General features: G+C 63.8%; 25 protein-coding genes. 9 read left to right on the top strand and 16 right to left on the bottom strand.

The features are described 5' to 3' along the window. Positions 1-161 precede the first annotated feature (161 nt). The 6 genes from pstB to WDS16_RS00495 all read right to left on the bottom strand — a co-directional run bounded on the left by pstB (position 162) and on the right by WDS16_RS00495 (position 6,038). Positions 162-938: a phosphate ABC transporter ATP-binding protein PstB gene (gene pstB, locus WDS16_RS00520; protein WP_338889696.1), complete on the bottom strand. Its 777-nt coding sequence runs from the start codon at positions 936-938 to the stop codon at positions 162-164. A 50-nt stretch (positions 939-988) separates the two neighbouring features. Continuing rightward, on the bottom strand, positions 989-1,897 hold the full coding sequence (pstA, locus tag WDS16_RS00515) for a phosphate ABC transporter permease PstA (RefSeq protein WP_338889694.1): 909 nt from the start codon (positions 1,895-1,897) through the stop codon (positions 989-991). A gap of 3 nt (positions 1,898-1,900) precedes the next feature. Continuing rightward, positions 1,901-2,944: a phosphate ABC transporter permease subunit PstC gene (gene pstC, locus WDS16_RS00510; protein WP_338889693.1), complete on the bottom strand. Its 1,044-nt coding sequence runs from the start codon at positions 2,942-2,944 to the stop codon at positions 1,901-1,903. Positions 2,945-3,043: 99 nt separating this feature from the next. After that, on the bottom strand, positions 3,044-4,141 hold the full coding sequence (gene pstS, locus WDS16_RS00505; protein ID WP_338889691.1) for a phosphate ABC transporter substrate-binding protein PstS: 1,098 nt from the start codon (positions 4,139-4,141) through the stop codon (positions 3,044-3,046). A 202-nt stretch (positions 4,142-4,343) separates the two neighbouring features. Further along, entirely contained in the window at positions 4,344-5,249 is a 906-nt protein-coding gene (gene mshD / locus WDS16_RS00500) for a mycothiol synthase (RefSeq protein WP_338889689.1), read from the bottom strand. Positions 5,250-5,255: 6 nt separating this feature from the next. Then, entirely contained in the window at positions 5,256-6,038 is a 783-nt protein-coding gene (locus tag WDS16_RS00495; protein ID WP_338889688.1) for a response regulator transcription factor, read from the bottom strand. A gap of 266 nt (positions 6,039-6,304) precedes the next feature. On the opposite strand from WDS16_RS00495, the gene WDS16_RS00490 reads away from it, so the two are divergent. The 5 genes from WDS16_RS00490 (at position 6,305) to WDS16_RS00470 (ending at position 9,417) form a co-directional block, all read left to right on the top strand. Continuing rightward, the gene (locus WDS16_RS00490) at positions 6,305-7,084 is read left to right on the top strand and encodes an LmeA family phospholipid-binding protein (RefSeq protein WP_338889687.1); all 780 of its coding nucleotides are present in this window, start codon (positions 6,305-6,307) and stop codon (positions 7,082-7,084) included. Continuing rightward, complete coding sequence (locus tag WDS16_RS00485; RefSeq protein WP_338889686.1) at positions 7,081-7,494, top strand: thioredoxin family protein; 414 nt, start codon at positions 7,081-7,083, stop codon at positions 7,492-7,494. The genes WDS16_RS00490 and WDS16_RS00485 overlap by 4 nt, the downstream gene beginning before the upstream one ends. Before the next feature lie 262 nt (positions 7,495-7,756). Then, entirely contained in the window at positions 7,757-8,224 is a 468-nt protein-coding gene (locus WDS16_RS00480) for a DUF4395 domain-containing protein (RefSeq protein ID WP_338889684.1), read from the top strand. Between the two features lie 49 nt (positions 8,225-8,273). Next, positions 8,274-9,110 carry a sulfurtransferase gene (locus tag WDS16_RS00475; protein WP_338889683.1) on the top strand — a complete coding sequence of 279 codons (837 nt, stop codon included), beginning with the start codon at positions 8,274-8,276 and terminating at the stop codon, positions 9,108-9,110. A 1-nt stretch (position 9,111) separates the two neighbouring features. Further along, positions 9,112-9,417 (top strand): DUF1416 domain-containing protein, encoded by a 306-nt coding sequence (locus WDS16_RS00470; RefSeq protein WP_338889682.1) that lies wholly within the window; start codon positions 9,112-9,114, stop codon positions 9,415-9,417. Positions 9,418-9,799: 382 nt separating this feature from the next. On the opposite strand, the gene WDS16_RS00465 is transcribed toward WDS16_RS00470, so the two are convergent. Further along, positions 9,800-11,311: a cutinase family protein gene (locus WDS16_RS00465; protein WP_422395733.1), complete on the bottom strand. Its 1,512-nt coding sequence runs from the start codon at positions 11,309-11,311 to the stop codon at positions 9,800-9,802. Positions 11,312-11,692: 381 nt separating this feature from the next. On the opposite strand from WDS16_RS00465, the gene WDS16_RS00460 reads away from it, so the two are divergent. Next, on the top strand, positions 11,693-12,313 hold the full coding sequence (locus WDS16_RS00460) for an FABP family protein (protein ID WP_422395874.1): 621 nt from the start codon (positions 11,693-11,695) through the stop codon (positions 12,311-12,313). A 163-nt stretch (positions 12,314-12,476) separates the two neighbouring features. Here WDS16_RS00460 and cydC read toward each other — a convergent pair whose 3' ends face one another. The 6 genes from cydC to WDS16_RS00430 form a co-directional block, all read right to left on the bottom strand. Then, entirely contained in the window at positions 12,477-14,168 is a 1,692-nt protein-coding gene (cydC, locus tag WDS16_RS00455) for a thiol reductant ABC exporter subunit CydC (RefSeq protein ID WP_338889679.1), read from the bottom strand. Continuing rightward, positions 14,158-15,828 (bottom strand): thiol reductant ABC exporter subunit CydD, encoded by a 1,671-nt coding sequence (gene cydD, locus WDS16_RS00450; RefSeq protein WP_338889677.1) that lies wholly within the window; start codon positions 15,826-15,828, stop codon positions 14,158-14,160. Before cydD ends, cydC begins: the two co-directional genes overlap by 11 nt. Further along, positions 15,825-16,868: a cytochrome d ubiquinol oxidase subunit II gene (cydB, locus tag WDS16_RS00445; protein WP_338889676.1), complete on the bottom strand. Its 1,044-nt coding sequence runs from the start codon at positions 16,866-16,868 to the stop codon at positions 15,825-15,827. Before cydB ends, cydD begins: the two co-directional genes overlap by 4 nt. A gap of 11 nt (positions 16,869-16,879) precedes the next feature. Continuing rightward, entirely contained in the window at positions 16,880-18,334 is a 1,455-nt protein-coding gene (locus WDS16_RS00440; RefSeq protein WP_338889675.1) for a cytochrome ubiquinol oxidase subunit I, read from the bottom strand. 104 nt (positions 18,335-18,438) lie between these two features. Next, positions 18,439-19,317 (bottom strand): aminodeoxychorismate lyase, encoded by an 879-nt coding sequence (locus WDS16_RS00435; protein ID WP_338889674.1) that lies wholly within the window; start codon positions 19,315-19,317, stop codon positions 18,439-18,441. A 23-nt stretch (positions 19,318-19,340) separates the two neighbouring features. Beyond that, complete coding sequence (locus tag WDS16_RS00430) at positions 19,341-20,639, bottom strand: dicarboxylate/amino acid:cation symporter (protein WP_338893637.1); 1,299 nt, start codon at positions 20,637-20,639, stop codon at positions 19,341-19,343. Between the two features lie 112 nt (positions 20,640-20,751). On the opposite strand from WDS16_RS00430, the gene WDS16_RS00425 reads away from it, so the two are divergent. The 3 genes from WDS16_RS00425 to WDS16_RS00415 all read left to right on the top strand — a co-directional run bounded on the left by WDS16_RS00425 (position 20,752) and on the right by WDS16_RS00415 (position 22,923). Then, positions 20,752-21,882, top strand: coding sequence for a folate-binding protein (locus tag WDS16_RS00425; RefSeq protein WP_338889673.1), 1,131 nt, complete (start codon positions 20,752-20,754; stop codon positions 21,880-21,882). After that, positions 21,879-22,511 (top strand): MOSC domain-containing protein, encoded by a 633-nt coding sequence (locus tag WDS16_RS00420; RefSeq protein WP_338889671.1) that lies wholly within the window; start codon positions 21,879-21,881, stop codon positions 22,509-22,511. Before WDS16_RS00425 ends, WDS16_RS00420 begins: the two co-directional genes overlap by 4 nt. A 196-nt stretch (positions 22,512-22,707) precedes the next feature. Beyond that, positions 22,708-22,923: a DUF3073 domain-containing protein gene (locus tag WDS16_RS00415; RefSeq protein ID WP_072806788.1), complete on the top strand. Its 216-nt coding sequence runs from the start codon at positions 22,708-22,710 to the stop codon at positions 22,921-22,923. 66 nt (positions 22,924-22,989) lie between these two features. Here WDS16_RS00415 and purM read toward each other — a convergent pair whose 3' ends face one another. The 3 genes from purM to WDS16_RS00400 all read right to left on the bottom strand — a co-directional run bounded on the left by purM (position 22,990) and on the right by WDS16_RS00400 (position 26,334). Beyond that, positions 22,990-24,090, bottom strand: a complete 1,101-nt coding sequence (purM, locus tag WDS16_RS00410; RefSeq protein WP_338889667.1) for a phosphoribosylformylglycinamidine cyclo-ligase — start codon at positions 24,088-24,090, stop codon at positions 22,990-22,992. 168 nt (positions 24,091-24,258) lie between these two features. Then, positions 24,259-25,824 (bottom strand): amidophosphoribosyltransferase, encoded by a 1,566-nt coding sequence (gene purF / locus WDS16_RS00405; protein WP_338889666.1) that lies wholly within the window; start codon positions 25,822-25,824, stop codon positions 24,259-24,261. A 123-nt stretch (positions 25,825-25,947) separates the two neighbouring features. Next, a complete protein-coding gene (locus tag WDS16_RS00400) occupies positions 25,948-26,334 on the bottom strand; it encodes a sterol carrier family protein (RefSeq protein ID WP_338889664.1) in 387 nt (128 codons plus the stop codon). Positions 26,335-26,338 lie beyond the last annotated feature (4 nt).

The following is a 26,338-nucleotide window of genomic DNA, read 5'->3' as shown; positions in this document are numbered from 1 at the left end:
GACCGAAACAGACATTCGCACACTCAGAGTGACCGAACTAGACATTCGCTCCGCCCACGAGACCGAATGAGACATTCGGTCACACCAACCACGAACCAACCCCCGCGCACGAAAAACCCCCGCACGCGCATGGCGTCCGGGGGTCCTTACGTCACTGCTGGTTATCCGAAGCGTCCGGAGATGTAGTCCTCGGTTGCCTTCTGAGACGGATTGGAGAAGATCTTCTCGGTGTCGTCGATCTCGATGAGCTGACCGGGCTTGCCGGTGGCCTCGAGGTTGAAGAAGCCGGTCTGATCGCTGACGCGAGCTGCCTGCTGCATGTTGTGCGTCACGATCACGATCGTGAAGTCCTTCTTGAGCTCACCGATGAGGTCTTCGATGGCGAGCGTAGAGATCGGGTCGAGTGCCGAGCACGGCTCGTCCATGAGAAGGACGTCGGGCTGTACGGCGATCGCGCGGGCGATGCACAGACGCTGCTGCTGACCGCCGGACAGTCCGCCGCCGGGCTTGTCGAGGCGGTCCTTGACCTCGTTCCACAGGTTCGCGCCCTTGAGGGAGCGTTCGGCGATCTCGTCGAGCTCCTTCTTGCCCTTGCCGCCCTGAAGCTTGAGGCCTGCGACGACGTTGTCACGGATGGACATCGTCGGGAACGGGTTGGGGCGCTGAAAGACCATACCGATGGTGCGTCGCACACCGACAGGATCGACGCCGTTGCCGTAGATGTCCTCGCCGTCGAGCAGCACCGATCCTTCGACGCGGGCACCCGGGGTGACCTCGTGCATACGGTTCAGCGACCGCAGAACGGTCGACTTTCCGCAGCCCGAAGGTCCGATGAATGCGGTGACGCCACGCGGCGGAACAGCAAGGGTGACGTTCTGGACGGCGTGGAACTTGCCGTAGTAGATGTTTACGTCTTTGAGGTCGAGACGCTTTGCCATGGTCGGCTCCTGTTATTTCTCGAGCAGGGTGTCTGGGTGGGGTGAAGTCGTCAGAAGTTCTTGGGCGAGAAGAACTTGGAGACCAACTTCGCGCCGATGTTGAGCAGAGCAATGATCAGGATCAGCGTCAGTGCTGCTCCCCACATGCGCTCGGAAGTGAGCGCGCCGGTTCCTGCTTTCTGCAGGTCGACCATCATCAGCGGCAGTGAAGTCTGCGGCCCGGCAAAGAGATTGAAATTGATTGCAGTGGCCGATCCCACGAGGATCAGCACCGGTGCTGTCTCACCCATCACTCGTGCAAGGGCGAGCATGATGCCGGTCACGATGCCGGACAGAGCCGTTGGCACGACGATCTTCGCGATCGTCTTCCACTTCGGAACACCGAGTGCATACGACGCTTCGCGAAGGTCCTGCGGAACGATCCGCAGCATCTCCTCCGAGGACCGCACGATCACCGGGATCATGAGTAGCACCAGAGCGAACGACACTGCCAAGCCGGATCGTTCGAATCCCAGTGTCGCGATCCACAGTGCGTAGATGAACAGTGCTGCGACGATGGACGGCACACCGGTGAGAATGTCGACCATGAACGTCGTCAAGCGGGCCAGGCGAGTCCCGACGCCGTACTCGACGAGGTAGATGGCGACGAAGATCCCGATCGGGATGGAGATCAACGCGCAGAACAAACCTTGCGTGAGTGTCCCGATGATGGCGTGGTACGCGCCTCCACCCGCGATGAACTGGGTGATGCCGGCCTGCGAGTTCTGCCACCACGCCGGTGCCACTACTGCGCTGATGCCTCGCGAGACGACCGTATAGAGGACCCAGATGAGCGGAACGAGCGCGACCAACACAGCGAGACTGACCAGAACGGTTGCTGCGTTGTTCGAAAATTTACGACGGACGCTGACGCCCTTGAAGGTCGGTTCCTTGACCGGACGATCCATGGTTGCGGTCATGGCCTAGTCCTTCTTTCCTGCGATCGCGGCGCGAGCGCCTGCGTTGACCACGAAGGTGAGCACGAACAGGACCAACCCGGCGGCAATGTAGGCGCCGGCCTGCAGCTGATTGTTGAACTCGCCTGCCGCGAGGGCGATCTTGGTGGCGAAGGTGCTGCCGCCGTCGAACAGGCTCCACCCGAAGCTCGACTGCACGCTGCGGATGATGATGTAGAGCGCGATGGTCTCGCCGAGAGCGCGGCCGAGGCCGAGCATCGAACCGCTGACGAAGCCGGACTTACCGAACGGTATGACCGTCGTACGAACTACTTCCCAACGGGTGGCACCGAGAGCGAGAGCCGCTTCGATCTGTCCCCTGGGCGTCTGTACGAAGACCTCGCGGGTGACCGCGGCGATGATCGGCAGAATCATGACGGCGAGGACGATGCCGCCCGTGAAGATGGTGCCACCACCCGCGATCGAGACCGAGCCGGTCGCGAACAGCGGGAACCACGCGAGATTGGCATTGAGCCACTCTGCGAACGGGCTGATGGCAGGCGCCAGAACGTACAGGCCCCAGAGTCCGAACACGATCGACGGGACGGCCGCCAAAAGGTCGATGACGTATCCGAGCGGCCCGGCGACCTTTTTCGGCGCATAGTGCGTTAGATAGATGGCAATTCCGAGCGCCACCGGCATCGCGAGAAGCAGAGCGAAGATCGACACAGTCGCCGTCACCAGGAACAGGTCGCGGATACCGAACACCATCGCCGCCGTGTCCGAGGTGTTCCACTGCCCGTTGTAGGTGAGGAAGTTGACCGTGTTGTTCTGCAGCGACGGGATTGCCCGCCACAACAGAAACGCTCCGATCGCGGCAATGAGGACGATGATGAAGACACCCGAGCCCGTGGCGAGGGTGGAGAAGATCCTGTCACCTGGGCGAGTTACAGTGCCGCCCTTGGCCTTTTTGTCCGACAATTGCTTGGGTTCTTCCGTGTTCCGCGGCGCGCCGCCAGCGGAGATGCTCGCCGCAGATGGAACGCCGGTGATCGAGTGGGTGTCGCTCATACCGCTCACGTCTCTCGTGTGGTGGTTGACGACGGGGGTCCTGCTTCGACGCCGCAGCCTTCAGACCGGGGCGTCGAAGCAGGATCTCGTCTCATTGAATCAGGCGATTGCGTTGATCGCAGTGACCAAGCGCTCTTTGAAGTTCTCGGGAAGCGGGACGTAGCCTGCTTCTTCCAGGCCCTGCTGTCCTTCGTTGGCTGCACTGAGCAGGAACGACTTGACTGCTGCCGAGGTGTCGGCGTCGTAGCCTGCCGAGCAGACGATCTCGTAGGTAGCGAGGACCAGCGGGTAGGTGTCCGCGGCGTTGCTGGCGTAGAGAGCGTCGATGTCGATGACGAGGTCGTTGCCCTCACCCGAGAACTCGGCGGTGTCGATGGCAGCACCTGCCGTCTCACTGCTCAGCTCGACCGGTCCGTTGCCGAAGTCGACCGACGCCGTTCCGAGGCTCTCCTGGTCGGCGAAGCCCTTCTCGACGTAGGTGATCGAACCGGGGGTAGCTGCCACAGCCTGTGCGACGCCGGACGAACCGTTTGCACCCTCACCGACGCCACCGGCCCAGTCGGAGCTGTGATCCAGCGTCCATGCCTCGGGAGCAGCGGCGGAAAGGAAGCGCTGGAAGTTGTCGCTGGTGCCCGAGGAGTCGGACCGGTATACCGGGGTGACTGCTGTGGCGGGAAGATCGACGCCCTCGTTCAACGCCGCGATTGCCGGATCGTTCCAGGTCGTGATGGCGCCGGTGAACATCTTCGCGGCGACGTCGGGAGTCAGCACTACGGTGTCGACGCCTTCGAGGTTGTAGGCGATCGCGACAGGTCCGAAGACGAGCGGGAGATTCCAGGCCGGGTTGTTCTCGCAACGCACTGCTGCCTCGGCGGCCTGGTCTTCCTTGATTGCCGAGTCGGAGCCTGCGAAGTCGACAAGGCCAGCGACGAACTGAGTGCGGCCGTTGCCGGAACCACTGGTCGTGTACTCGACGGCCTTGCCTGCGCAGACACCCGAGTAGATGGACGTGAAGTTGGACATCGCGTTCTGCTGCGCGGACGAGCCTTCACCGGTGAGGGGCGACTTGCCCTCACACGTAGCTGCCGAGTCCGTGCCCGCAGCAGATTCGACGTTCGCGTCGCTACCGCATGCGGTCAGCATCATCGCGCCGATCGCCACTGCGCCTACGAGAGACGCGCTGCGCTTGAGCTTCACCTGTTTCCTCCGAGGAATCTTGTGCCGTGTTCGTCGTGCGAAGCGAAAGCCTTCGAACGACGAAGATAAAGGTGCCGGCCTCGAGATGACCCTCGCACCGGGCAGCGTCGGCGCCACCCAGTGCAAAAGGTAAGGGCAGCCGGTTGACGGCTGCCCCCAGAAGGGTGAACGGAAGATGAACAGCGTGGTCAGAATGTCCGTTTCAGTGACGCATATATGCGGCGTCGACGTGAAAACGCGTGAAACCAAGGCGTTCGTATGTGTGGACCGCGGCCGCGTTGTCGGCCTCGACGTACAGCAGAACGTCGCTGAGCTCGCGGTTTCGTAGATAGTGCAGCCCGGCAAGCGTCAGAATTCGACCGAGTCCGCGTCCCTGAGCCTGCGGATCGATGCCGACCACGTAGACCTCACCGATCTCGTTCTCGCCTGCTTCGGCGGGGTGCACCTTGGTCCAGTGGAAGCCGAGGAGTGTGTCCGTTCCCTCTTCGAAAGCGAGGAATACTCCCGCCGGATCGAACCACGCTTCGTCTCGCCGCTCGGCGATGTCTTTCTCCGTCCACCCGCCCTGCTCCGGATGCCAGGAGAATGCTGCGTTGTTGACGCGCAGCAACTCTGCGTCATCCTGGTGCCCCCGGTACGTGCGCAGCGAGATGCCGTCCTGCACGACCACGTCGGGCAGCTCCGGCGTTCCGAGGGGACGTCGCATCTGCAGCAGTTCGCGCGCGACTTCCAAACCGAGCGCGCGTGCCACTGCCTGGGCGGGTTCGAGATTGCCGTGTGCCCAGACTCGCGCGCCGGGTCCACCTTCCGACAGCGCTCGCTCGACGAGCATTCTGCCGGTACCGCGCCTGCGAAACTCCGGGTCGACGACCACCTCCGCCATCGGCGGCGTACCCGCGACGACTCCCGCGTAACCGACGATCGTGAATCCGCTTGTGGCTACGAGGTGTGTCACCTCATCCGACGCGACCGCTTTCACGGCCTGCTCGGACAGTGGCGCCGTGCCGTCCACCTCGGTGGCACGCAGCACGATGGAACGGATCTCCTGCGCCACGATCGGCGTGATCGCGGCAGGGTCCAGCCGGGCAATATCGAACGAAACAGTCATCGTCGGTCAGTTCTTGCTTCCGTGAGTCGCGCCGCCCAGAGAACTGAATTCGACGCTGGCGGTATCCGTACCGTCGAGGTCATCGTCACCGTCGACTACGACGGGCCCGCCCTTCGAACTGCGACTCGGCCGAACTGCCTTGTAGCCGACGTTGCGCACGGTCCCGATGAGGGACTCGTATTCGCTGCCTAGCTTCGCTCGCAAGCGACGGACGTGGACGTCGACAGTTCGGGTGCCACCGAAGAAGTCGTAACCCCAGACCTCCTGCAGCAACTGAGCACGAGTGAATACCCGGCCGGCGTGCTGAGCGAGGTACTTGAGGAGCTCGAACTCTTTGTAGGTGAGGTCGAGCGGACGACCACGAAGACGCGCCGTGTAAGTGCCCTCGTCGATGACAAGTTCGCCGAGCGTGATTTTCCCCGACGCTTCAGGACTTGCGACGCCTCCGGAGCGCCCGACCAGAAGACGCAACCGTGCGTCGAGTTCGGCTGGACCGGTCCCTGGCAGCAAGATGTCGTCGAGACCCCATTCGGAGTTGACGGCGACGAGGCCACCTTCGGTGAGTACCGCAACGACCGGAATCGCCGAACCGGTGCTCCCGAGTAGGCGACACAATCCGCGCGCTGCAGCCAGATCCGTGCGCGCATCCACCAGCGCAATATCCGCAGAGCCCGCTTCGAGAAGCGAAGAAACTTCGGTAGGTGCGGGCCGGACATGATGCGCGAGAAGTGCAAGGCACGGTAGAACCGCCTCCGGGTTCGGGTCGGAGGTCAGTAGCAGGAGTTCCACTCGGCCTCCATTCTTACCGCTGTCACGTCGGCTCCTCCAGCGAGGTCGACTGCTTGTCCAAGCAATCAGACTAGCGTGTCATCGGGGTCGACCGCCCGTTGCAGTGCCCGACTCGCGAGAGTGGAGCCTGCGGAATGACCCGGCTTGGCGAGAGTGGAGCCTGCGGAACGACCCGGCTTGGCGAGAGTGGAGCCTGCGGAACGACCCCGGGGGCGCGGGAGTGGAGCCTGCGGAACGACCGGCGCCGATCGGTCACAATGGTCGTCATGCGCAAACTGATCATCGGACTCGTGAGCCTGGCGGCTCTGGCACTCGTCGTGGATTTCGGGGCGGCGGCGTACTCGGAGTACCGCGTGTCTCGCGCGATTCGTGACGGCGGAGATCTGTTGTCCGATCCACAGGTCATCGTTCATGGCTTCCCCTTCCTGACCCAGGCCGCGGACGGCAAATATCAGAACGTCGAGATACGCGCGCAGGATGTGCCCAACGACTATGTGGGTTCGACGACGATCGAAGCGAACCTTCGCGGCGTTTCGGTACCGCTGTCCGACCTCGTGAACGGGTCTGTGAACGCGGTACCCGTCGACGAACTCGACGGCCGCGTGCGCATCGAGGCGACGGACCTCGGCCGCTTCCTGGACATCGTCGACCTGCAGGTGTCCGCTCCGCCGGCTGACAAGTCCGACGGCACGGGCGGGTCGGGGGGCTCGGGGATGACCACGAACGGCGGCGTCGTTCTGACCGGGACGGTGCCGGTCGGACCGATTAGAACCGAAGTGAGCGTGCAAGCCGATCTGATCCTCGACGGTGACAGCGTCGACATCGTCGCCAGTGACTTCTACTTCGGTCCTGAGGGAAATGCCGATTTCACGATTCCCGATTTCGCGAAGCCGACGGTGCTCGGCCTGTTCACCAAGACCATCGACCGGCAGACGCTCCCGTTCGGGGTGCTCCCGACCGACGTTTATGCGGAGGGTTCGCAAATCGTCATCGAAGGCAACGCAAAGAACGTGACGATCGACCTGGAGCAGATCGAAGCGCCATGACCGGTCTCACTGTTTTGCTCGTCGTTCTGATAGCGGCGACAGCATTCGGTCTCGTGTACAGGTCCCGCGCTGGGAAGGTGCGCGTGTCCGAATCCGCAGGTTCACCCGAGCTGCGCGCACTGCTTCTCACTGCGGGCGTCCCTCTCGATGCGCCTGTCGTGCTGCACTTCTCGGCGGATTGGTGCGGTCCATGTGCCGCAGTCCGACGAGTAGTGAGTCAGGTGCTGTGCGACCTCGACGGACCGGTCGAGGTCGAACTGGACATCGATGCGAATCCTGAGCTCGCCCGTGCGATGAACGTCATGTCCTTGCCGACGACATTCGTCCTCGGCGAGGGTCTCGTCGAGCGGGCACGTATCTCCGGCGTTCCGAAAGCCGAGGCACTGCGCTCCGCCCTGGTGAACCCGTAGTTTCTGCTGGTCCGAGTTGTCCGGTAGGATGCTCGATGTGTTGTCCCGCCAAGAGCTGTTGCTCACCAGTCGCCGCACGGTTGACCTGTGCCGTCTGGGCGGTTGTTGCTGTCGCTGCTGCTGATCCGTTCGTGCCGCTGCGCCGTCGTGCGTAGATAGGCCGCTGAGTCCGTCAGGACTCGAGCCGAGATCATCGAGAACGTGCACGTTCGATGCCGTTCGCATTAGCTGCATTTCCCCGACGCAGGAGCATTCACTCACGATGTCAATAGACACCGCACCGTCAGTTTCCCAGGTCGATGTACGGGGCCCACGCTTTGCTGCGTGGATCACCACCGCCGTCCTCGCCGCCGTTCTGGTTCTCTCCACGTTCGCCACCACGGCGGCTGGTGTTCTCCTCGCCGTACAAGCCGTGGTCTTCGCGATCGGCGCCGCTCGTGGACCCCGGAACAGTCCGTACGGCACTATTTTCGCCACATTCGTCGCACCGCGTCTGTCGCCGACGTCCGAACGTGAGCCAGTCGCACCACTGAAGTTCGCACAGCTCGTCGGCTTCGTGTTCGCTGCTGTCGGCGTTCTCGGTTTCGCGCTCGGATCCCCCGTCGTCGGCACCGTCGCCACCGGCTTCGCACTGTTCGCGGCCTTCTTGAATGCCGCGTTCGCGTTCTGCCTCGGCTGCCAGATCTACCCCCTCGTGGCGCGGCTGCGGACACAATCCGCACGCGCCTGATCGCTCGACCCACCATTCACCGAAGTACCGAAAGATCGAAAGGAAACCCATGGCTCGCTCCGACGTCCTGGTCTCTGCCGACTGGGCCGAGCAGAACCTGAATGCCCCGAAGACCGTCTTCATCGAGGTCGACGAAGACGCAAGCGCCTACGACGGCGGTCATATCGAAGGCGCAGTGAAGCTCGACTGGCGCAAGGACCTCCAGGATGCGGTCCGCCGCGACTTCCTGAACCAGGAACAGTTCTCCGATCTGCTCTCGTCCAAGGGCATCGCCAACGACGACACCATCGTTCTGTACGGCGGAAACAACAACTGGTTCGCGGCATACGCCTACTGGTACTTCAAGCTGTACGGGCACAAGGATGTCAAGCTCGTCGACGGCGGCCGCAAGAAGTGGGAGCTCGACGGACGGCCCCTCTCGAAGGACATCGTGACCCGCGAGGCCACCCAGTACCACGCCGAGGCTCCCGACCTGTCGATCCGCGCGTTCCGCGACGAGGTCATCGACGCCATCGGAAACAAGAACCTGGTCGACGTCCGTTCGCCCGACGAGTTCTCCGGCAAGATCCTCGCGCCTGCGCACCTTCCGCAAGAGCAGGCACAGCAGCGCGGGCACGTCCCCAGCGCCATCAACATTCCGTGGAGCACCACGGCCAACGAGGACGGCACGTTCAAGGACGACGACGCTCTCGAAGCTCTCTACAAGGACAAGGGCTACGACGACGGCAAGGCGACCATCGCCTACTGCCGCATCGGCGAGCGCTCGAGCCACACGTGGTTCGTCCTCAAGGAACTGCTCGGCAAGTCGGACGTGAAGAACTACGACGGCAGCTGGGTCGAGTACGGCTCCCTCGTCGGAGCACCCATCGAGTTGGAGGTCCACTGATATGTGCGGTGCACCCGTTCAAGGTCAGACCATTCCTGCAGGAGTCGACGTCGAGAAGGAAACGGTCATCACCGGCCGCGTCCTCGCGACCGACGGTGAGCCAGTAGCCGGCGCGTTCGTGCGTCTGCTCGACGGCACCGGCGAGTTCACGGCAGAGGTCGTGGCATCCGGTACCGGTGACTTCCGCTTCTTCGCCGCACCGGGCACCTGGACGCTGCGTGCGCTCTCGGCGTCGGGCAACGGCCAGGCCGACATCACCCCCGAAGGCGCAGGCATCCATTCGGCGAACGTGACCGTCGGAGTCTGAGTTTCAGCTGACATCGAAGAACCCCGCACCCTTAGGTGCGGGGTTCTTCGTGTTCTATGTGGCTGCGCGCCGGGGCGCTGGGGTGACCGAATGAGTCGTTCGCTCCAGCCCGGGCCGCCACGCGCACCTTCCAGCCCAGGCACACGTTGCAACTTGCGCGCTCGCTGCAACCTGCGCGCCAGGGCGCTGGGGTGACCGAATGAGTCGTTCGCTCCAGCCCGGGCCGCCACGCGCACCTTCCAGCCCAGGCACACGTTGCAACTTGCGCGCTCGCTACAACCTGCGCGCCGGGCCGCTGGGGTGACCGAATGAGTCGCTCGCTCCAGCCCGGGCCGCCACGCGCACCTTCCAGCCCAAGCACACGCTGCGCGCCCGCGAATGCTCAGCCCTGTGCAGGCTCCGGAACGATCGCGGTCGCCGGTTGCTGGGCCTGCTCGGGCACCGTCGAGTACTGCGGCGGAAACACACCGGGGGGCGCGATCCCTAGCGACTCCAGGAATGCTCCGAGATCGCTGTCACGCGTGACGGTCCCGGGTGCCGGCACGACCTGCGAGCTTGGCTCCGCCGACTGCTCCTCGACCGGGGATTCCTCGACGGGAGCGTGCTCGGCGTCGTTGTTCTCCCGCTCGGTCTGTGCCAGATCGGTCACCCAAGCGACAATCTTTTCGCTCTCCCACTCCCGACCGTCGCCGGGATTGTTGTTCCAGTACAGAAGATGCTGGAGGAACCCGATGAAGATGTATGGCTCGACCACGACGTCGACGATGCCTTTGTTGTTCTCGACGAGTCCGACGCCTTCCTTGTGCAACTTCTCGCGAATCTTGTCCGCGCCTGGACCCATCGCCCAGTTGAGGTCGGCCAGCAGCTGGTCAGGCGTCAGCTGCTCCCAGGCTTTCTGTTCGTCGACCTCGTAGAGCTGATCCGAGACTTTCAGCAGAACCTCGAGGAGCGTCTCGTCCGATTCGAGCCAGTTCTTGTTCGTGACGATATCGACGATGGCACGCGTCGCGATCGAGGTGACTGCGCGCGCGAAATCCGCGACGGTCTGAACCGGATTCAGAACAGTCAATCGCATCTGCCCCAGAACCCCCAGGGCCAGTTGCAACGCGACGATGTTGTCCGGTGCATCGCATGCCAGGTCGTACGGCCGGCACGACCACGTCACCTTGTCGTTCAGCGTCCCGTAGTCCTTCGGCGTCCTGGATTGGAAGCCGCCGCGGGTCGGGCCTGGCTCGTCGAAGTTCGGAGCACCCGCCGGGCGGTACGGGTCACCGATCATCATGACGCCGGCAAAGTCGTCGCCGGTCACGAGTGCGTTCGGGTCTCGATGCCCGAGTTCCAACGCGACCCGCTCGACGACCTCGGCGCCGACGCTGTAACCGAGCAGCACAAATTTCGTGTTGTCACCGCACTTGGTCTTGTACTCGTCGAGCAAGCGGTTGGTGGAGGCAATGCCGCTCGCGACCGACTGCTGGTAGGTCTCGACGTCGGACAGCAAACCGACGCCGTACGTCGACGGGTACGGCACGTAGAGCCACCCGACCGAGCCGGGGCTGTTGGCGTTGACCTCGCCGATCGGGAGTGTGACATTTCCCACCCAGTTCGACGCCACCGAGCGGGGCTCCTCGTTCAAAGGATCACGATCGGCGTCGGAGTCCGTCGCTCCCGAAACCGCAAGCATCAGAACGTCTGGACAGTCCTGGGCGTAGTTGTTCGGATCGATGTTCGGCCCCTCCGAGGATCCGGTCCCCGCAGAACCACTGTCCGAAGACCCTGAGTCCGCGGACCCAGTCCCCGGCGCCGCGGACGCTGCACCAGGCACCACCAGCAGCAACGCCGCAGCCATCGTCACCGATACGGACAGAAACGAGCCAGCACGAAATTGGCGCGGCATCAACAGATCCTTCCCCAAGCCTGAAACCCCTCGAACGCACAGCAGCGTCGGACTCGATCGACCCCCAGTCCGACGCTTCTTGGAGAAAGTACCGTGTCGACTGCGTTCTGTAGACCCAGAACGCTGTGTTCGGCTAATCGCACGGCCGAACACTGTGACACGCCACTATCCCTGCGTTCCTCTCATAGGCCGAATTTCCAGCCGTGGTCCCTCTGGGTCTAAACTCGGCGACGTGGTCATCTTCTTCGAGGTTCTGCTTGCGCTCGCCGCAGTCGCCATCATCGCGTTCTCGCTGTACGTCGTCTTCCGCTTGGTCACCGACGAATCGTGAGTGAGCGCGCCGCCGACGAACCGGACGGCACTCGGTCTGCCAATGACGCGATCGCCGAGGCCGCCGAGAAGTTCGCGTCTACCTCGGCGCGCAACATTCCGATTCTTCCTGACATTCCACACCCCGAGGACACAGCGAACCTTCGCCTCGGACCGGATCTGAATCCCGCCCTGCTCGCGCTGCTGCCGTTGGTCGGCGTCTGGCGTGGCAACGGCGAAGGCCGCGACCCCGAGACCGGCGAGGAATACGCGTTCGGTCAGCAAATCGTCGTGACACACGACGGTGGCGCTTACCTCGGCTGGGAGTCTCGCTCGTGGCGCCTGGACTCGGATGGCAATTACGCCCACCCGGACCTCCGAGAGGTTGGGTTCTGGCGAGTCAGTGGCGGCGACGGTGAAAAAGGTAGCGCGAACGAAGAGGTCCTCGAGCTCCTGCTGACGCACAGCACCGGACTCGTCGAGCTCTACTACGGCCACGCACTCAATCAATCTTCGTGGGAACTCGCGACCGACGTCGTGATTCGATCCACCTCGGGCGCACTGGTCGGCGGCGCCAAACGGCTGTACGGAATCGTCGAGGGCGCCGATCTGGCCTACGTCGAGGAGCGCATCGGCGCCGACGGAGAGCTGGCGCCCCGGCTGTCTGCACGTCTTTCTCGCTACATCGGCTGACATCCGCACACGCGAACGGCCCCCGAGCCATACCTGATCTGTCAGGTCTCGGTCGGACGGACCGAGGGCTCGGGGGCCGGGTAGCTGCCGGGGATTCGCTCGCCGCTCGCGCGGGTGTGAATCCGTCAGCGGTAGCGGCTAGCTGGCAGCCACCTCACGCGTCCTAGAGTTCATCAACTTCAGACCACCTCCTCTCTCGTGTACTCGATAAAGTACGCCGAGATTCGTGGGTGCGCAAAGGATTATTCGACTGTTCCTCCGACAGCGAAAGTCCGAGGTCGATCACCTGGTCAGCGACGGAATCGGCGGGTAGTCGATGGGTGACGAGCACGACTGTTCGGTCCCGCTCGACCACCCCGCCGTCACGGTCGAGCAGGCGCCTGAGTAGCTCGGCGCCGCTGCGGTCGTCGAGGTGTTCCGTCGGTTCGTCCAACAGCAGAACCGGTGCTCTGGACAGCACAGCCCGAGCCAACAGAAGCCGTCGTCGTTGACCTCCCGAGACGGCCCGAGCGCCCCCGATCAAGGTCGTATCGACACCCTCGGGCAACTCCGCCACCCACTCCCCCAGCCCCACCGTCGCGAGCGCATCACGGGCTTCGTCGGCAGAGACGTCTCCGCGAGCGACCCGCAGATTCTCCAGTATCGAAGTGTCGAAGAGATGTGCATCCTCGGCGAAGAACAGAGCGCCGTCGACATGCTGCACTGACGGAATCAGGCCGGCGAGACCCACCAGCAGGGTCGTCTTTCCCACCCCACTCGGCCCGACGACGGCAATCCGACTCCCCGCAGGAATATCGAGCGGCTCCGCCGTAGCCACACCGGACGGCTCCACCGTAGTGGCACGGTTGAGTGCACCCTGGTGCGCTTTTCCGTGCCACCGGGGTTCAGCAGCATCCAGCAGCCCCATGATCCGTGACGCCGCCACCCGAGCCCTCGTCAGCGCGACGGCTGCGCCAGGCAAGACGGACGTCGCCTCGAACGCCGCCAGCGGTACGAGCACGATGATGGCCAGGGCCATCGGAGTCATTCCGCCTTCGGCGCCCCCGGTCGGTCCGTACAACGAGATGCCGACGAGCAACGATCCGAGCACCGACGCCCCGATCGACAACGGGAGCGCGGCGTCTGCGAATGCACCGGGCAGTGCAGCACGATCCCTCGACGTCACCGACGAACGGTTGGCCGCTGCGGCCTCCCCGAGGGTGTCGTCGAGTCGACCCGCGACCCGAAGCTCTGCCCCGTGGTCGAGCGCACGAACCGCAGCTTCGGTGAACTCGGTGCGGGCCGTGGCGCCCTCGGTCTCGGCCATGCGCGCTGCCCGTCCCGCGAGAACAGGGGCAAGTACACCGGCCAGCAGCAGAGCCAGGAACAGAATCGACGCAGCTGCGGGCGAGACGAATGCCACCAATGCCACCGCAGCAACCATCATGATCACCGACACGCAGATCGGCACGATCGCGCGCACAACCACGTCGCCCAGCGCATCGATATCGGCGCCTGCCCTGGCCATCAGATCGCCTCGGCGGAGTGTCAGTGTGGCGGCCGGGGGTCCGTCGGCGAGTCGTTCGTACAGGCGAGTTCGTGCGGACGTCATTCCGCGCAAGGCGGTGTCGTGCGTTGCGAGCCGCTCCAGATAGCGGAAGACTCCACGAGAAATTCCGAGAGCACGCACTGCAACGACCGCGACCGTGAGGTCGAGGACCGGGGGCATCTGCCATGCTCGCGTGATCAACCACGCCGATACGGCAGCCAGCGTCAGCGCGCTACCGAGTGTGGCGACACCGGCGAGGGTAGCAATGGCAACTCGGCCAGGTCGAAGCTCGAACAATCCGAGCGCGCGACGCAAGTCAGTGAACATGACGAGCGCTCACTTCCACGACCTTGTCTGCGGACGCGAGCACTGCAGGTCGATGTCCCACCATGATCACCGTGCGGCCCTGAGAGGCGAGTTCCCGGATCGCGCCGAGCACACGCGCTTCGGCAGCGTCGTCGAGATGGGCGGTCGGCTCGTCGAGCAACACCACAGGGGCGGGCGAGCCGAGGACACGCACCAACGCGAGACGCTGGAGCTGACCGAGGGACAGTCCTACTCCTCCAGATCCGACCGTCGTCTGCCAGCCGAGCGGAAGTTCGGCCAGAACATCGTCGAATCCAGTTGCTGTGCAGACTTTTTCGAGAATTCGAGCGTCGGGCTGGATGCCGGTGAGCGCGAGATTGTCCTCGAGGGTTCCCGGCAACAACAATGGACGTTGGGGCAACCAGGCGACCTGCGACCACCACGACGCCAAGTCCACATCTGCCAGCTCGGTGCCGCCGATCGTGACAGTCCCCTCGCTCGCAGTCGTCAGACCCAGCAGCACGTTCAGCGCAGTCGTCTTTCCTGCCCCGTTCGGCCCCGCCAGCACGGACACGGAACCGGGAGCGAAGGCCGCGTCGAGGCGATACGGAGCACTCCCGTTGCGCGCGTCTGCCGAGATCGACCTCAGTGTGATCACTGCGCCCCTCGCGTCGACGATGTCCGTTCCGCGTGCCACATGACGTGGACGATCCAGGATCCCGAACGCCTGGTCGGCTGCCGCAACACCATCCTCGGCGGCATGGAACTGAGCGCCGACGCGCCGCAGCGGGACGTACACCTCTGGCGCCAGCACGAGCGCGATGATTCCTGCTTCGAGCGCCATGTCGCCGAACACCAACCGCAAACCGATACTCACAGCGACGAGCGCAACACACAGTGTTGCAAGTAGTTCCAGCACCATCGAGGACAAGAACGCAATCTTCAGCGCTCTCATCGTCGCGCGCCGATGTGCATCTCCGAGCGCACGCACGCGAGCCGCCGGGCCCCTCTCACGCCCCAGAGCGCGAAGCGTCGGCAATCCGGCAAGCAAATCCAGCAGCTGCGCCGACAGCCGAGTCATCGACTCCAGTGTTTTCTCGGCTCGTCCTTTGGTCAACAAGCCGATCAGGATCATGAAGATCGGAATGAGCGGCAACGTGAAGAAGATGATCAACGCCGACGTCAGATCCTGCGTCACGATCACCACGAGCGTCAGAGGTGTGAGCGTTGCCGCCAGGACCAGTGAGGGAACATAGCCGGTCAGATACGGCTCCAGGCCGGTGAGAGCACGGGTGACGACGGTGGCAATGGACTCCCGCTCGGCATCGAGGTCCCTCGGATCCATCTTCGACGCCACCGCGAGGACCTCGTTCTCGAGTTCCTCGACGACCCTCGACGCAGCGCGGTGGCCGTATCGCGACTGTGCCCACGCCGCGACGGTACGAACTGCGATGGCCCCGAACAGAATCCACAGGTGCACCAACCAGTCCGAGAGCGAACGCGCGTCCGAGGTTATGACCCCTGCCAGCACTGTGCCCAGCGACACCGCGGTGACGATGATCGCCGCGGTATCGATCAGCGCAAGGACGACGATCAGCACCAGATAACGGCGAGCCGACCGCGAGTAGCGCCACAGCCGTGGGTCGACCGGTCCGCGTGACGTGCGCTCGGTGGTGGTCACTTGGAGCGGCCGAGCGACAATCCGATCGAATCCGGAATATGTGTGGTCGAGATGCGCTTGCGGAACACCCAGTACGTCCACGCCTGGTACCCGACGACGACCGGTGTCATGAACGCGGCGGCCCACGTCATCACCTTCAACGTGTACGGGCTCGACGACGCATTCTCGATGGTGAGGCTGTAGGCGACGTCGGTCGTCGAGGGCATGACATCGGGAAACAGCGAGCCGAACAGCAGCACGACGACGGAGACGATCGCGATCGTCGTGAACACGAACGCCCACCCCTCACGGACGCGCGCGGTGAGAGCCACGACGGCGATCAGCGACACTGCAGCGAGCGCGACCATGATCCACGTCCACGATGTGCCGTAGGCGAGCTGCGTCCACACTGCGAATGCGCCACCCACCACAACCGCTGGAATCGAGAGCCGCACAGCCATTTTCACGGCATCTTCGTGGACGTCGCCGGACGTTTTGAGCGCGATGAACACTGCTCCGTGCAGCGCGAACACGAGCGCCATCGTCGCACCACCGAGCAGCGCGTACGGTCCGAGCAGGTCGAAGAAACCGGCTGTGACCTTCTTGTTCTCGTCGATCGCCACCCCACTGACGATATTGGCGAAAGCAACTCCCCACAACACCGCCGGGACCCAGGATCCGATACCGATTCCGAGGTCACAGCGTCGCCGCCACACCGGGTTGTCGATCTTTCCGCGGTATTCGATGGCGCAGATCCGCAGGATCAGTGCCACGAGGATGAGCAGCAGCGGAATGTAGAAGCCCGAGAAGAGCGTCGCGTACCACTCGGGAAACGCGGCGAACAGCGCTCCACCTGCGGTGATGAGCCACACCTCGTTCCCGTCCCACACCGGGCCGATGGTGTTCAGCACCGCGCGACGACGCTTTTCACCCATCTCCGGGTCAGCGTGTCGGCCGAACACCGGCATCAGCATCCCGACGCCGAAATCGAATCCTTCGAGAACGAAGTATCCGGTGAACAGAACGGCTATAGCGACGAACCAGAATTCTTCGAGTCCCATGGTCTTCTTCCTCAGTACGCGAACGAAAGTTGCGTGGTCTCATCGTCGTCCGACTCATCCTCCGTGTGCGGGTGCGCGTCGTGTTCGAGCGGCCCCTCGATCACGTATCGGCGAAGGAGAAAGAACCAGACGCCTCCGAGGGCCGCGTAGATCAGGGTGAACGTGACGAGCGAGGCGACAACCAACGTCACGGGATGATCGGACACCCCTTGGTCGACGGTGAGTCTGATCTGATCGATTCCATTGAGATTGGGCGCTACGACCCAGGGTTGGCGGCCCATCTCGGTGAAGATCCAGCCTGCACTGTTGGCCAGGAAAGGCGTCGGGATGGCGGCGAGACTGAGCCACGAGAACCATCGCTGGTCAGGGACTCTGCCACCCCGCGTCACCCACAGCCCGGCGAAGGCAAGCAGAGCCGATCCGGCTGCGAGGCCGATCATCATGCGGAACGCCCAGTAGGTGACAAACAAGTTCGGCTTGTAGTTGCCCGGTCCGAATTGCTGCTCGTACTGCTCCTGCAGTTGGTTGACGCCCTGCACTGTCGCGTCGAAGTCGTTCTCGGCGAGGAACGATGTCAGGCCTGGAATCGAGATCAAGTGGGTCACGGACTCGCAGTTGTTGTGCGTGCCGACGGTCAGCAGGGAGAACGACGCTCCGGTTTCGGTGTCGCACAACGATTCTGCCGATGCCATCTTCATAGGCTGCTGCTCGAACATCAGCTTGCCCTGGATGTCACCGGTGAGCGCGAGCGCTCCGCCTGCGACGATCATCACCACGAACGACAGACGTGCAGCCGGTCGGAACATACTGCGCGAGTCCGTCTGCTTGCCCTTACGAGCCTCTCGCACCATCCACCACCCCGAGATGCCGGCGACGAACGTGGCCGCGGTCAGGAATGCGCCTGCGACGGCATGCGGGAATGCCGCCAATGCAGTGCTGTTGGTCATCAACTCCCAGATGCTCGTCAGTTCCGCGCGACCGGTCTCGGGGTTGTACCGGGCGCCGACGGGATGCTGCATCCACGAGTTCGCGGCAATGATGAAGTACGCGGAGGCGTTGACTCCGATCGCGACAAGCCAGATCGTCGCCAAGTGAACGAGTTTCGGAAGCCGATCCCAGCCGAAGATCCACAGCCCGAGGAAAGTCGACTCGAGGAAGAATGCGACGAGCCCCTCGAGCGCGAGCGGTGCGCCGAAGACGTCGCCGACGAAACGGGAGTATTCGCTCCAGTTCATGCCGAACTGGAATTCCTGCACTATTCCGGTGGCCACACCGAGGGCGAAGTTGATCAGGAAGAGCTTGCCGAAGAACTTGGTGAGCCGGTACCAGGAGTCCTTCTTGGTGATGACCCACATCGTCTGCATGGCGGCGATGATCGGCGCGAGCCCGATCGTCAGCGGAACGAGGATGAAGTGGTAGACGGTGGTGATGCCGAACTGCCACCTCGAGACGTCCAAGGCGTCCATGGATACTCCGAACTCTTCGGCCCCGCGGGAAGGTAACGATGCGTTACCGCTGCACAAGGGCTTGCCGCAGCAAGTCCGAGACTACTACTACGTGTAGTAGTAGTTCAACCGGCGCTTGCCTCGTCGCCGATCGTCTCGACCGCCAGATCGACCATCGAGCGGAACTCGTCGGCGATGGCAGGCGTACCAAGGGCGACGCCGTTGAGCGAGACCACCCGGGCCGCAAGCGTGATACTCGAGATCAACCAAACGCCATCTGCCGCAATGAGATCGGCAGGGAACACATCGGCCCGCTCGCACGTGTATCCCTTGTCGGCGGCAACGCGGAACAGGGCCTCGACTGTCGTGCCCGCGAGAATGCCGTGATCAGGGGGTGGTGTGATGAGTGTCTTACCCCGGGCGATCACCACCGTCGACCGCGGTCCTTCCAGGACTCGCCCCTCACTGCTCGTGAAGATCACGTCGTCGGCGCCACGGCGCGCCGCGTGGCGCAGTGCCGCCATGTTCGTTGCGTACGACAACGTCTTCGCACCGAGCAGCTGCCATGGTGCCTGGGCTGCGAAATCCACCGAATACCCGCGTTCGAGGGTGATGACCGCCACACCATCGGCCCGCGCCTTGGCTACACGCTCGTGCAGCGGGCCCACCGTCGCGTAGCCGGTAGGTTCGCCGCCGCATTCACGCCCGCGACTCAGAACTAGACGCAGGACCCCTTCGTCCTCGGACGTCCGAGTCCATTCGTCGACGGCGAGTCCGATCACCAGACGCCACTCGTCCGGATCGGGCGCCGGAAGATCCAAGGCACGCGCCGACGCCAGCAGTCGTTCCACGTGGAGTTCGACGGTGCACGGCGCACCACCGCGTACCAGAATCGTCTCGAAGATGCCGTCGCCACGCACCGCCGCCAGATCGTCTGCGTACAGAAGAGGCATGTCTGCGTCGTGAACCTGCCCGTCGAGGGTGACTACTACGCGTTCGGACATGCCGCCACCCTAGAGCAGTGGGGTCAGTCGGCCCGATCCGCTTGGGCCATGACGTCGCGGTACTCGTCGAGATCGATCTCCTCTGCCACGACCGTCTTGGTGCCGTTGTACACGTCACGGTCGATCTCGTCGTCTGCATTGGCTACCAGCATTGCGACGAACGTATCGCCGTTGACGTTGAGGAAGGTACGGAAGATCCCGGCAAACCAGTCGACGGCGATGAGCAGGCCGACCGCCTCGAACGGCAGATCCAACGACGTCGCGAGGAACATCGCGACGACAGGGAACCCGCCGGGCACGGTGATGGTGCCCATGTTCAGCAGAATCGCCAGACCCATTCCGAGGGCGATCTGGCCGAAACTCAAACTGATGTCGCCGGCCTGTGCGAGGAACATGACGACGATCATGTAATTGAGGACCGCTCCGTAGGAGCCCATCGTCAATCCGATCGACAGCGTGAAGTTCGCGACCTTCTGACTGACGCCTACCTTCTCCACGGTGTTCTTGAGAACCGTCGGGAATGTCACTGCCGAACTGGTGGTCGTCACCGCGATCGCTGTCTGCTCGGTGAGCTTGCCCGGCAATTTCCTGGGATCCAGCCGGGTTCGGATCGTCACGACCACCACGAACAGAACGAAGAGGATGAGGACGCCGAGGAGGGTGGTCCCCAGGTAGCTCAGTGCAGTAGAGACGACGGAGACACCGACATCACCGGCAAGAGCAGCGAGCAGGCAGAACACACCGACCGGCGCAATGAACATCACCAGACGGATCATCGTCAGCACGATTTGCTGGATCTGATCGACGAACGTGAGTACCCCGGTGTCGCCGGTCTTGTTGATATGACTGCGCAGTGCAATGCCGAAGAGGAGTGAAAAGACGATGATCGGCACCATCGTCGCCGTCGACATCGCGCTGAAGATATTGGTCGAGACGAAGTTCAGCAGCGTGTCCTGCCAGCCCAACGCCTCGCCTGCGGATTCCTCGAGACTGGGATCGAGGGACTGGCTGAAGACCATGCCTGCACCGGGCTGGATGAGGCTGCTGAGCAACCACGCCAGTACGGCTGCAACGACGGAGAATCCGATCATCCACTTGAAGGTTCGTAGCGCGATCTTGCCGGTGCCGGTGCCGGACATGGATCCGGTCGCCACGATCACCGACGCCATCACCAGCGGCACTATCGACATCTGGATCAACCGGATGAACAGATCACCGACGAATTTCAGGTTTGCGGCCCAGTCGCCGACCACGAGACCGAATACGATTCCTCCGACGGCAGCGAGACCGATTTGTGCTGCCGGGTGACCCATGATTTTCACGTCCACGAAACTAGATCCGACGAATCGCGAGACGGTATCGGACGTGTTGCGCGCACGTAATTCGTCGGCCATGTGCCGCCGACAACCCGGGACTTCCATCGATGCTCCTACTATGGAAGCCGTGTCCGATTCCGCCGTCATCAGTCCTAGCCCGCTTCTCACTCTCCCCGGCGCTGTGCCGTCACCGGAGGACACCGCCGACAGCGCTGTGGCCTGGCATTACGGCAACCCGTTCGGTGAGCAACGCGACGCGACATCGGGAGCGGCAGTCATCGACCGCTCGCACCGCTTCGTCATCGCGATCAGCGGTGCGGAACGACTGACGTGGCTCAACACGATCTCCAGCCAGCTCGTCTCCGACCTTCCCGACGGGCGGTCCGCAGAGAATCTGTCCTTGGACGTCAATGGACGTATCGAGCACCACTTCGTTCAGACCGACCTGGGCGGTGTGACGTGGATCGACACCGAACCCACGTCGGGCCTCGATCTTCTGTCGTTTCTGAAGAAGATGGTGTTCTGGTCCAAAGCCGAACCTCGTGAGGGCAGTGAGCTCGCCGTCGTGAGCCTGTTGGGAGCCGAGTCGGCCCGGATCCTCGAGTCGGTCGGCGTCACCGTACCGACCGAGTTCTACGACGCCAGTGCGCTCGAGGGCGGCGGCTTCGTCCGGCGGATGCCGTGGCCGGGCCCGACGGCATTCGACCTGCTGGTCCCCCGCGCCGCGCTGACCGAGTGGTTCACCCGGCTGCGCGACGCCGGCGCCACACCTGCCGGAACCTGGACGTACGACGCCCTCCGCGTGGAATCGATTCGTCCTCGCGTCGGTGTCGACACCGACGAGAAGACCATCCCGCACGAGGTCCGTTGGATCGGGGGCGTCGCCGAACTCGGAGCGGTGCACCTCGAGAAGGGGTGCTACCGCGGCCAGGAAACCGTGTCGCGGGTGCACAACCTCGGTAGGCCACCTCGGCACCTCGTCCTGCTGCACCTCGATGGATCCGCCGACGGCCGACCGGTCACCGGCGACCCGGTGACCGCGGGAGGACGCACGGTAGGTCGACTCGGCACCGTCATCGATCATTTCGAGCTGGGGCCCGTTGCGCTTGCCCTGATCAAACGCACCATCCCGACGGACACCGAACTCGTCGCCGGACCGTGTGCCGCGTCGATCGACCCGGACTCGATTCCGAGCTACGACGACGTTCAGGCGGGTCGGGCCGCCGTCGACCGGTTGCGCGGCCGGTGACAGGACGGGTCGAAGCCGTGTGCGTCGTGCACGCCGATGTTCCGCTGGGCCGACGTGGGGTTGTGAGCAGTGCCATCGACAAGAGGCCCGTGGACGGCCCCGTCGACGTCCACGAACTCGGTCTTGCCGGCGATCACAGCAGCGACACCAAGTTCCACGGTGGCGTCGACCAGGCCGTGTACGCCTACGACGAAGCCGAGGCCCAGCAGTGGGCGTCGGAATTGGGACGCGACATTCCATCGGGCTGGTTCGGCGAGAATCTGAGGACGTCCGGTGTCCCGGTGACCGACGCCGTCGTCGGCTCGCTCTGGCGCGTCGGCGACCTTGCGTTGGAAGTGACGATCGCGCGCACGCCGTGCGGGACGTTCGCGCGCTGGGTCGGTGAGTCCGGTTGGGTCAAGCGGTTCACTGAGCGAGGGGATGTCGGCGCCTACCTGCGGGTGGTGGAGCCGGGCACTGTCGAGCGCGGCGCAACGATCCTCGTCGAGCATGTCCCGGCGCACGGAGTCACCGTCCGGGACCTCTTTCGGGGCACCAACAAGTCGGGGTTGACTCGGCTTCTCGAAGACCCGAAACTACCGGTCAAAGTCGCCCGCGACGCGCGGGCTGCGCTGAAAAAACCGGTGTGAGTCGAAATCGTTACCTTAGCGACGGGTATTTGCGCTGGTAAAGGGTACTGAGAGCAACCGAACAGCTCGGACACGGACTCCGTATGAGCATCTAAGCGATTCGCGCGCTAGAGTGTGTGCCAGGAAGAAATACCAAATCTAACGGGGCGCCCAAATTTCCCCAGGCCGCCCCGCAAGTCCGCGAGGGGGCAACGCCATGGGCCGAGGCAGGGCTAAGGCAAAGCAGACAAAGGTCGCTCGTGAGCTCAAGTACAGCTCGCCGACAACGGACTTGGAGAGTCTGCAAAGAGAGCTCTCCGGTGGTTCGTCCAACTCCCACCGTGGCGGTATCACCTCGGGCGGCATCTCTTCTTCTGACGCGGACGGCTATTCCCGCGTCGAAGAAGATGAATACGAGGACTGGCGACGCTGAGAAAAGCGATAGACACGAATGAGGGGGAGCCGCAGTGCGGCTCCCCCTCATTCGTGCGCTGTTGATTCAGAAACGCGGGTGGTTGCCCACGAGCAGCGCACGTTCGGTCGTGGCTGTCTTGTCCGTCGACTTCTTGACCGATCCGAGGGTCCAGCAGTCGATGTGACGAGCGGTCAACACAGCAAGTGCGCGATCGACGTCCTCGGGCGCGACGATGGCGACCATTCCGACGCCCATGTTGAACGTCTGCTCCATCTCGGCGCGCTCGACTCGTCCGCGCTGTGCGATGAGCGAGAACACCGGTGCTGGACTCCACGTGGTGCGATCGAGTTCGGCGACCAGTCCCGCAGGCATGACCCGTCCGAGGTTGTTCGCAAGTCCACCGCCGGTGACGTGGCAGAACGTCCGCACGTCGGTTTCCGCGGCAAGCGCAAGGCAGTCCTTGGCGTAGATCTTCGTCGGCTCGAGCAGTTCCTCGCCCAGGGTGCGACCGAACTCCTCGACGTGACTTCCCAGGTCCATGTGGTTGATCTCGAGCAGGACCTTGCGGGCAAGCGAGTAACCGTTGGAGTGCAGGCCCGAGGAGCCCATTGCGATGACGACATCGCCGGGGCGCACGCGATCGGGTCCGAGCACTGCGTCCGCCTCCACGACACCGACTCCGGTGGCCGAGAGGTCGTAGTCACCGTCGGCCATCAGTCCGGGATGCTCAGCGGTCTCCCCGCCCAGCAGCGCACATCCGGCGATGATGCAGCCCTCGGCGATGCCCTTGACGAGCTCGGCGACCATCTCCGGGACGACCCGGCCGACAGCGATGTAGTCCTGCAGGAACAGCGGCTCCGCTCCGCAGACGACCAGATCGTCGACGACCATAGCGACGAGGTCGAGGCCGAGGGTGTCGTGCTTGCCTAGGGCCTGCGCGACGGCGACCTTGGTGCCGACGCCGTCGGTCGATGCGGCCAGGATCGGCTCGCGGTAGTCGCCCTTGAGCGCGAAGAGTCCGGCGAATCCGCCGAGGCCGCCCATGACCTCGGGTCGCGATGCCTTCTTCGCGAGCGGCGCGAACAGCTCGACTGCCCGATCACCTGCGGCGATGTCGACACCTGCCGCGGCGTAGGAAGCACCACCCGAGGAGGTTGCGCGGGGTGGTCGGGTTTCCTCGGTCATGCGGCTCCAGCCCTTGTACTCGTATTCGTGTTGCGCGTTGTCTGCACGCAATTGCGCTCTAACGGTACCGGAGCCGGGATGCGGTGCGGCGACTCCGTCGCCAGTGGCACGGTTGAGTGCGCCAGGACACACTTAACCGTGCCACTAGCGCGGAGCGGCTCGGTACTCCTACGGTCGACTGAGTGCACTCGCGTTGGCGTTGGAGGACTCCGAGGGCTGACCGGCCGCGGAGGCAAGCATCCCTTCGAGAACGTGCTTACCCAGCGCATTGTCCGCGGGCAGTTCGATGGGGTACTTGCCGGTGAAACAGGCTGTGCACAGCCTCGATTCGGGCTGCTCCGAGGCTGCGATCATGCCCTCGGTCGAGATGTACCCCAGAGAATCGGCACCGATCGCTTGCCGGACTCCTTCGAGGATGCCGTCCTCGGAGTCGACACCGTTGGCGATCAACTCTGCCGGAGAAGCGAAGTCGATGCCGTAGAAGCACGGCCACCGGACCGGAGGAGACGCGATGCGGACGTGGATCTCCAGCGCACCGGCTTCACGCAACATGCGAATGAGCGCGCGCTGGGTGTTTCCGCGGACGATCGAATCATCCACTACCACGAGTCTTTTGCCGCGAATGACCTCTTTGAGAGGATTGAGCTTGAGCCTGATACCGAGCTGACGAATGGTCTGCGACGGCTGAATGAAGGTGCGTCCGACGTAGGCGTTCTTCATCAAACCCTGGCCGTAGGGAATCCCCGAGCCCTGCGCGAATCCCACGGCTGCGGGAGTACCGGACTCCGGCACAGGAATGACGAGATCGCCCTCGGCGGGGTGCTCTTTAGCGAGCCGGCGGCCGATCTCGACACGAGTGGAGTGCACCGACCGTCCGCCGATGACACTGTCCGGACGCGCGAGGTAGACGTACTCGAACACGCACCCCTTCGGCTCGGGCGCAGAGAACCGTGAGGAGCGAACTCCGTCCGCGTCGATCGCGAGCAACTCTCCCGGTTCGATGTCGCGGACGAACGCAGCGCCGACGATGTCGAGCGCGGCAGTCTCGCTGGCGACCACCCAACCGCGATCGAGACGCCCGAGGCACAGCGGGCGAACCCCGTGCGGATCACGCGCGGCATACAGGGTGTGCTCGTCCATGAAGGTCAGGCAGAACGCGCCCTTCAGCGTCGGCAGCAATTCCATCGCGGCCTGCTCGATGGTGCAGTCGGCTGCCTTGTGCGCCAGAAGAGCTGCCACGACATCGGAATCCGACGTGCCATTGCCCTGCAGACGGTCACTGATGAGTCCCTGCTCGCGGGCACGCGTCGCGAGTTCGGCGAAGTTGACCAGATTGCCGTTGTGCCCGAGCGCGATACCCGTCCCCGCTTTGGTGGTACGGAATATGGGCTGTGCGTTCTCCCAGGTCACCGAGCCGCTGGTGGAATAGCGGCAGTGTCCGATGGCGACATGACCCGGCATCGCGCCGAGAGTCTGCTCGTCGAACACCTGACTGACCAGGCCGAGATCCTTGAAGACCAATACCTGCGAGCCGTCGGACACCGCGATACCCGCGGCTTCCTGGCCCCTGTGCTGCAGCGCATAAAGCCCGTAATACGAGAGCTTTGCCACATCCTCCCCCGGTGCCCAGACTCCGAAGACACCGCACTCTTCGCGCGGCTCGTTCTCGGGTTCGTCTACGGGTTTGCCTAGCAGAAGATTTGGACTTGTTACCGACAGATCGGCAGAGGTCACAGCACTGCTCCCTAAGGGGGCCGGGGCGGGGGGCACGGCCTAGTCTACTGGCCGTCAGGGCGTAGCAACGCATCGTGGGCGTTCTTCCATTCCCGAGTCGGCCATCTGCCGTCCATGTGTCGCTCAGGCGCGAAGGATCGGCAGCCAATGCCCCACTTCGCTCGCGCGGCTTCCCGACGCGGTGATCGACCCGTCTTTCAGTGCGTCGTCGAACTCTCGAACTCCTGTGGCGACCTCGAGCCAGGTGCGCGGATCGGTCTCGACGACGTTCGGCGGCGTCCCACGGGTATGTCGCGGTCCTGGAATGCACTGGACTGCCACGAACGGCGGTACGCGCACCTCCACGCTTGAACCGGGCGCACTCTGAGCGAGTGTGCGGGCGGTGGTGCGGACAGCATCGGCCAGGGCGGCGCGGGGCGGGGCGTCGCGCGAACCGTCGCGCACCCACTCCGAGACGGCGAGCACGGCCGCTCGGACTTGTTCAGGGGTCACGGTCTTGCTCGGAGCCATGCGG

It is taken from the genome of Rhodococcus sovatensis (assembly GCF_037327425.1).
Classification (GTDB): Bacteria; Actinomycetota; Actinomycetes; order Mycobacteriales; family Mycobacteriaceae; genus Rhodococcoides; species Rhodococcoides sovatense.
Note: the sequence above shows the minus strand (reverse complement) of the source record. Positions and strands in the feature narration are given on the sequence as shown.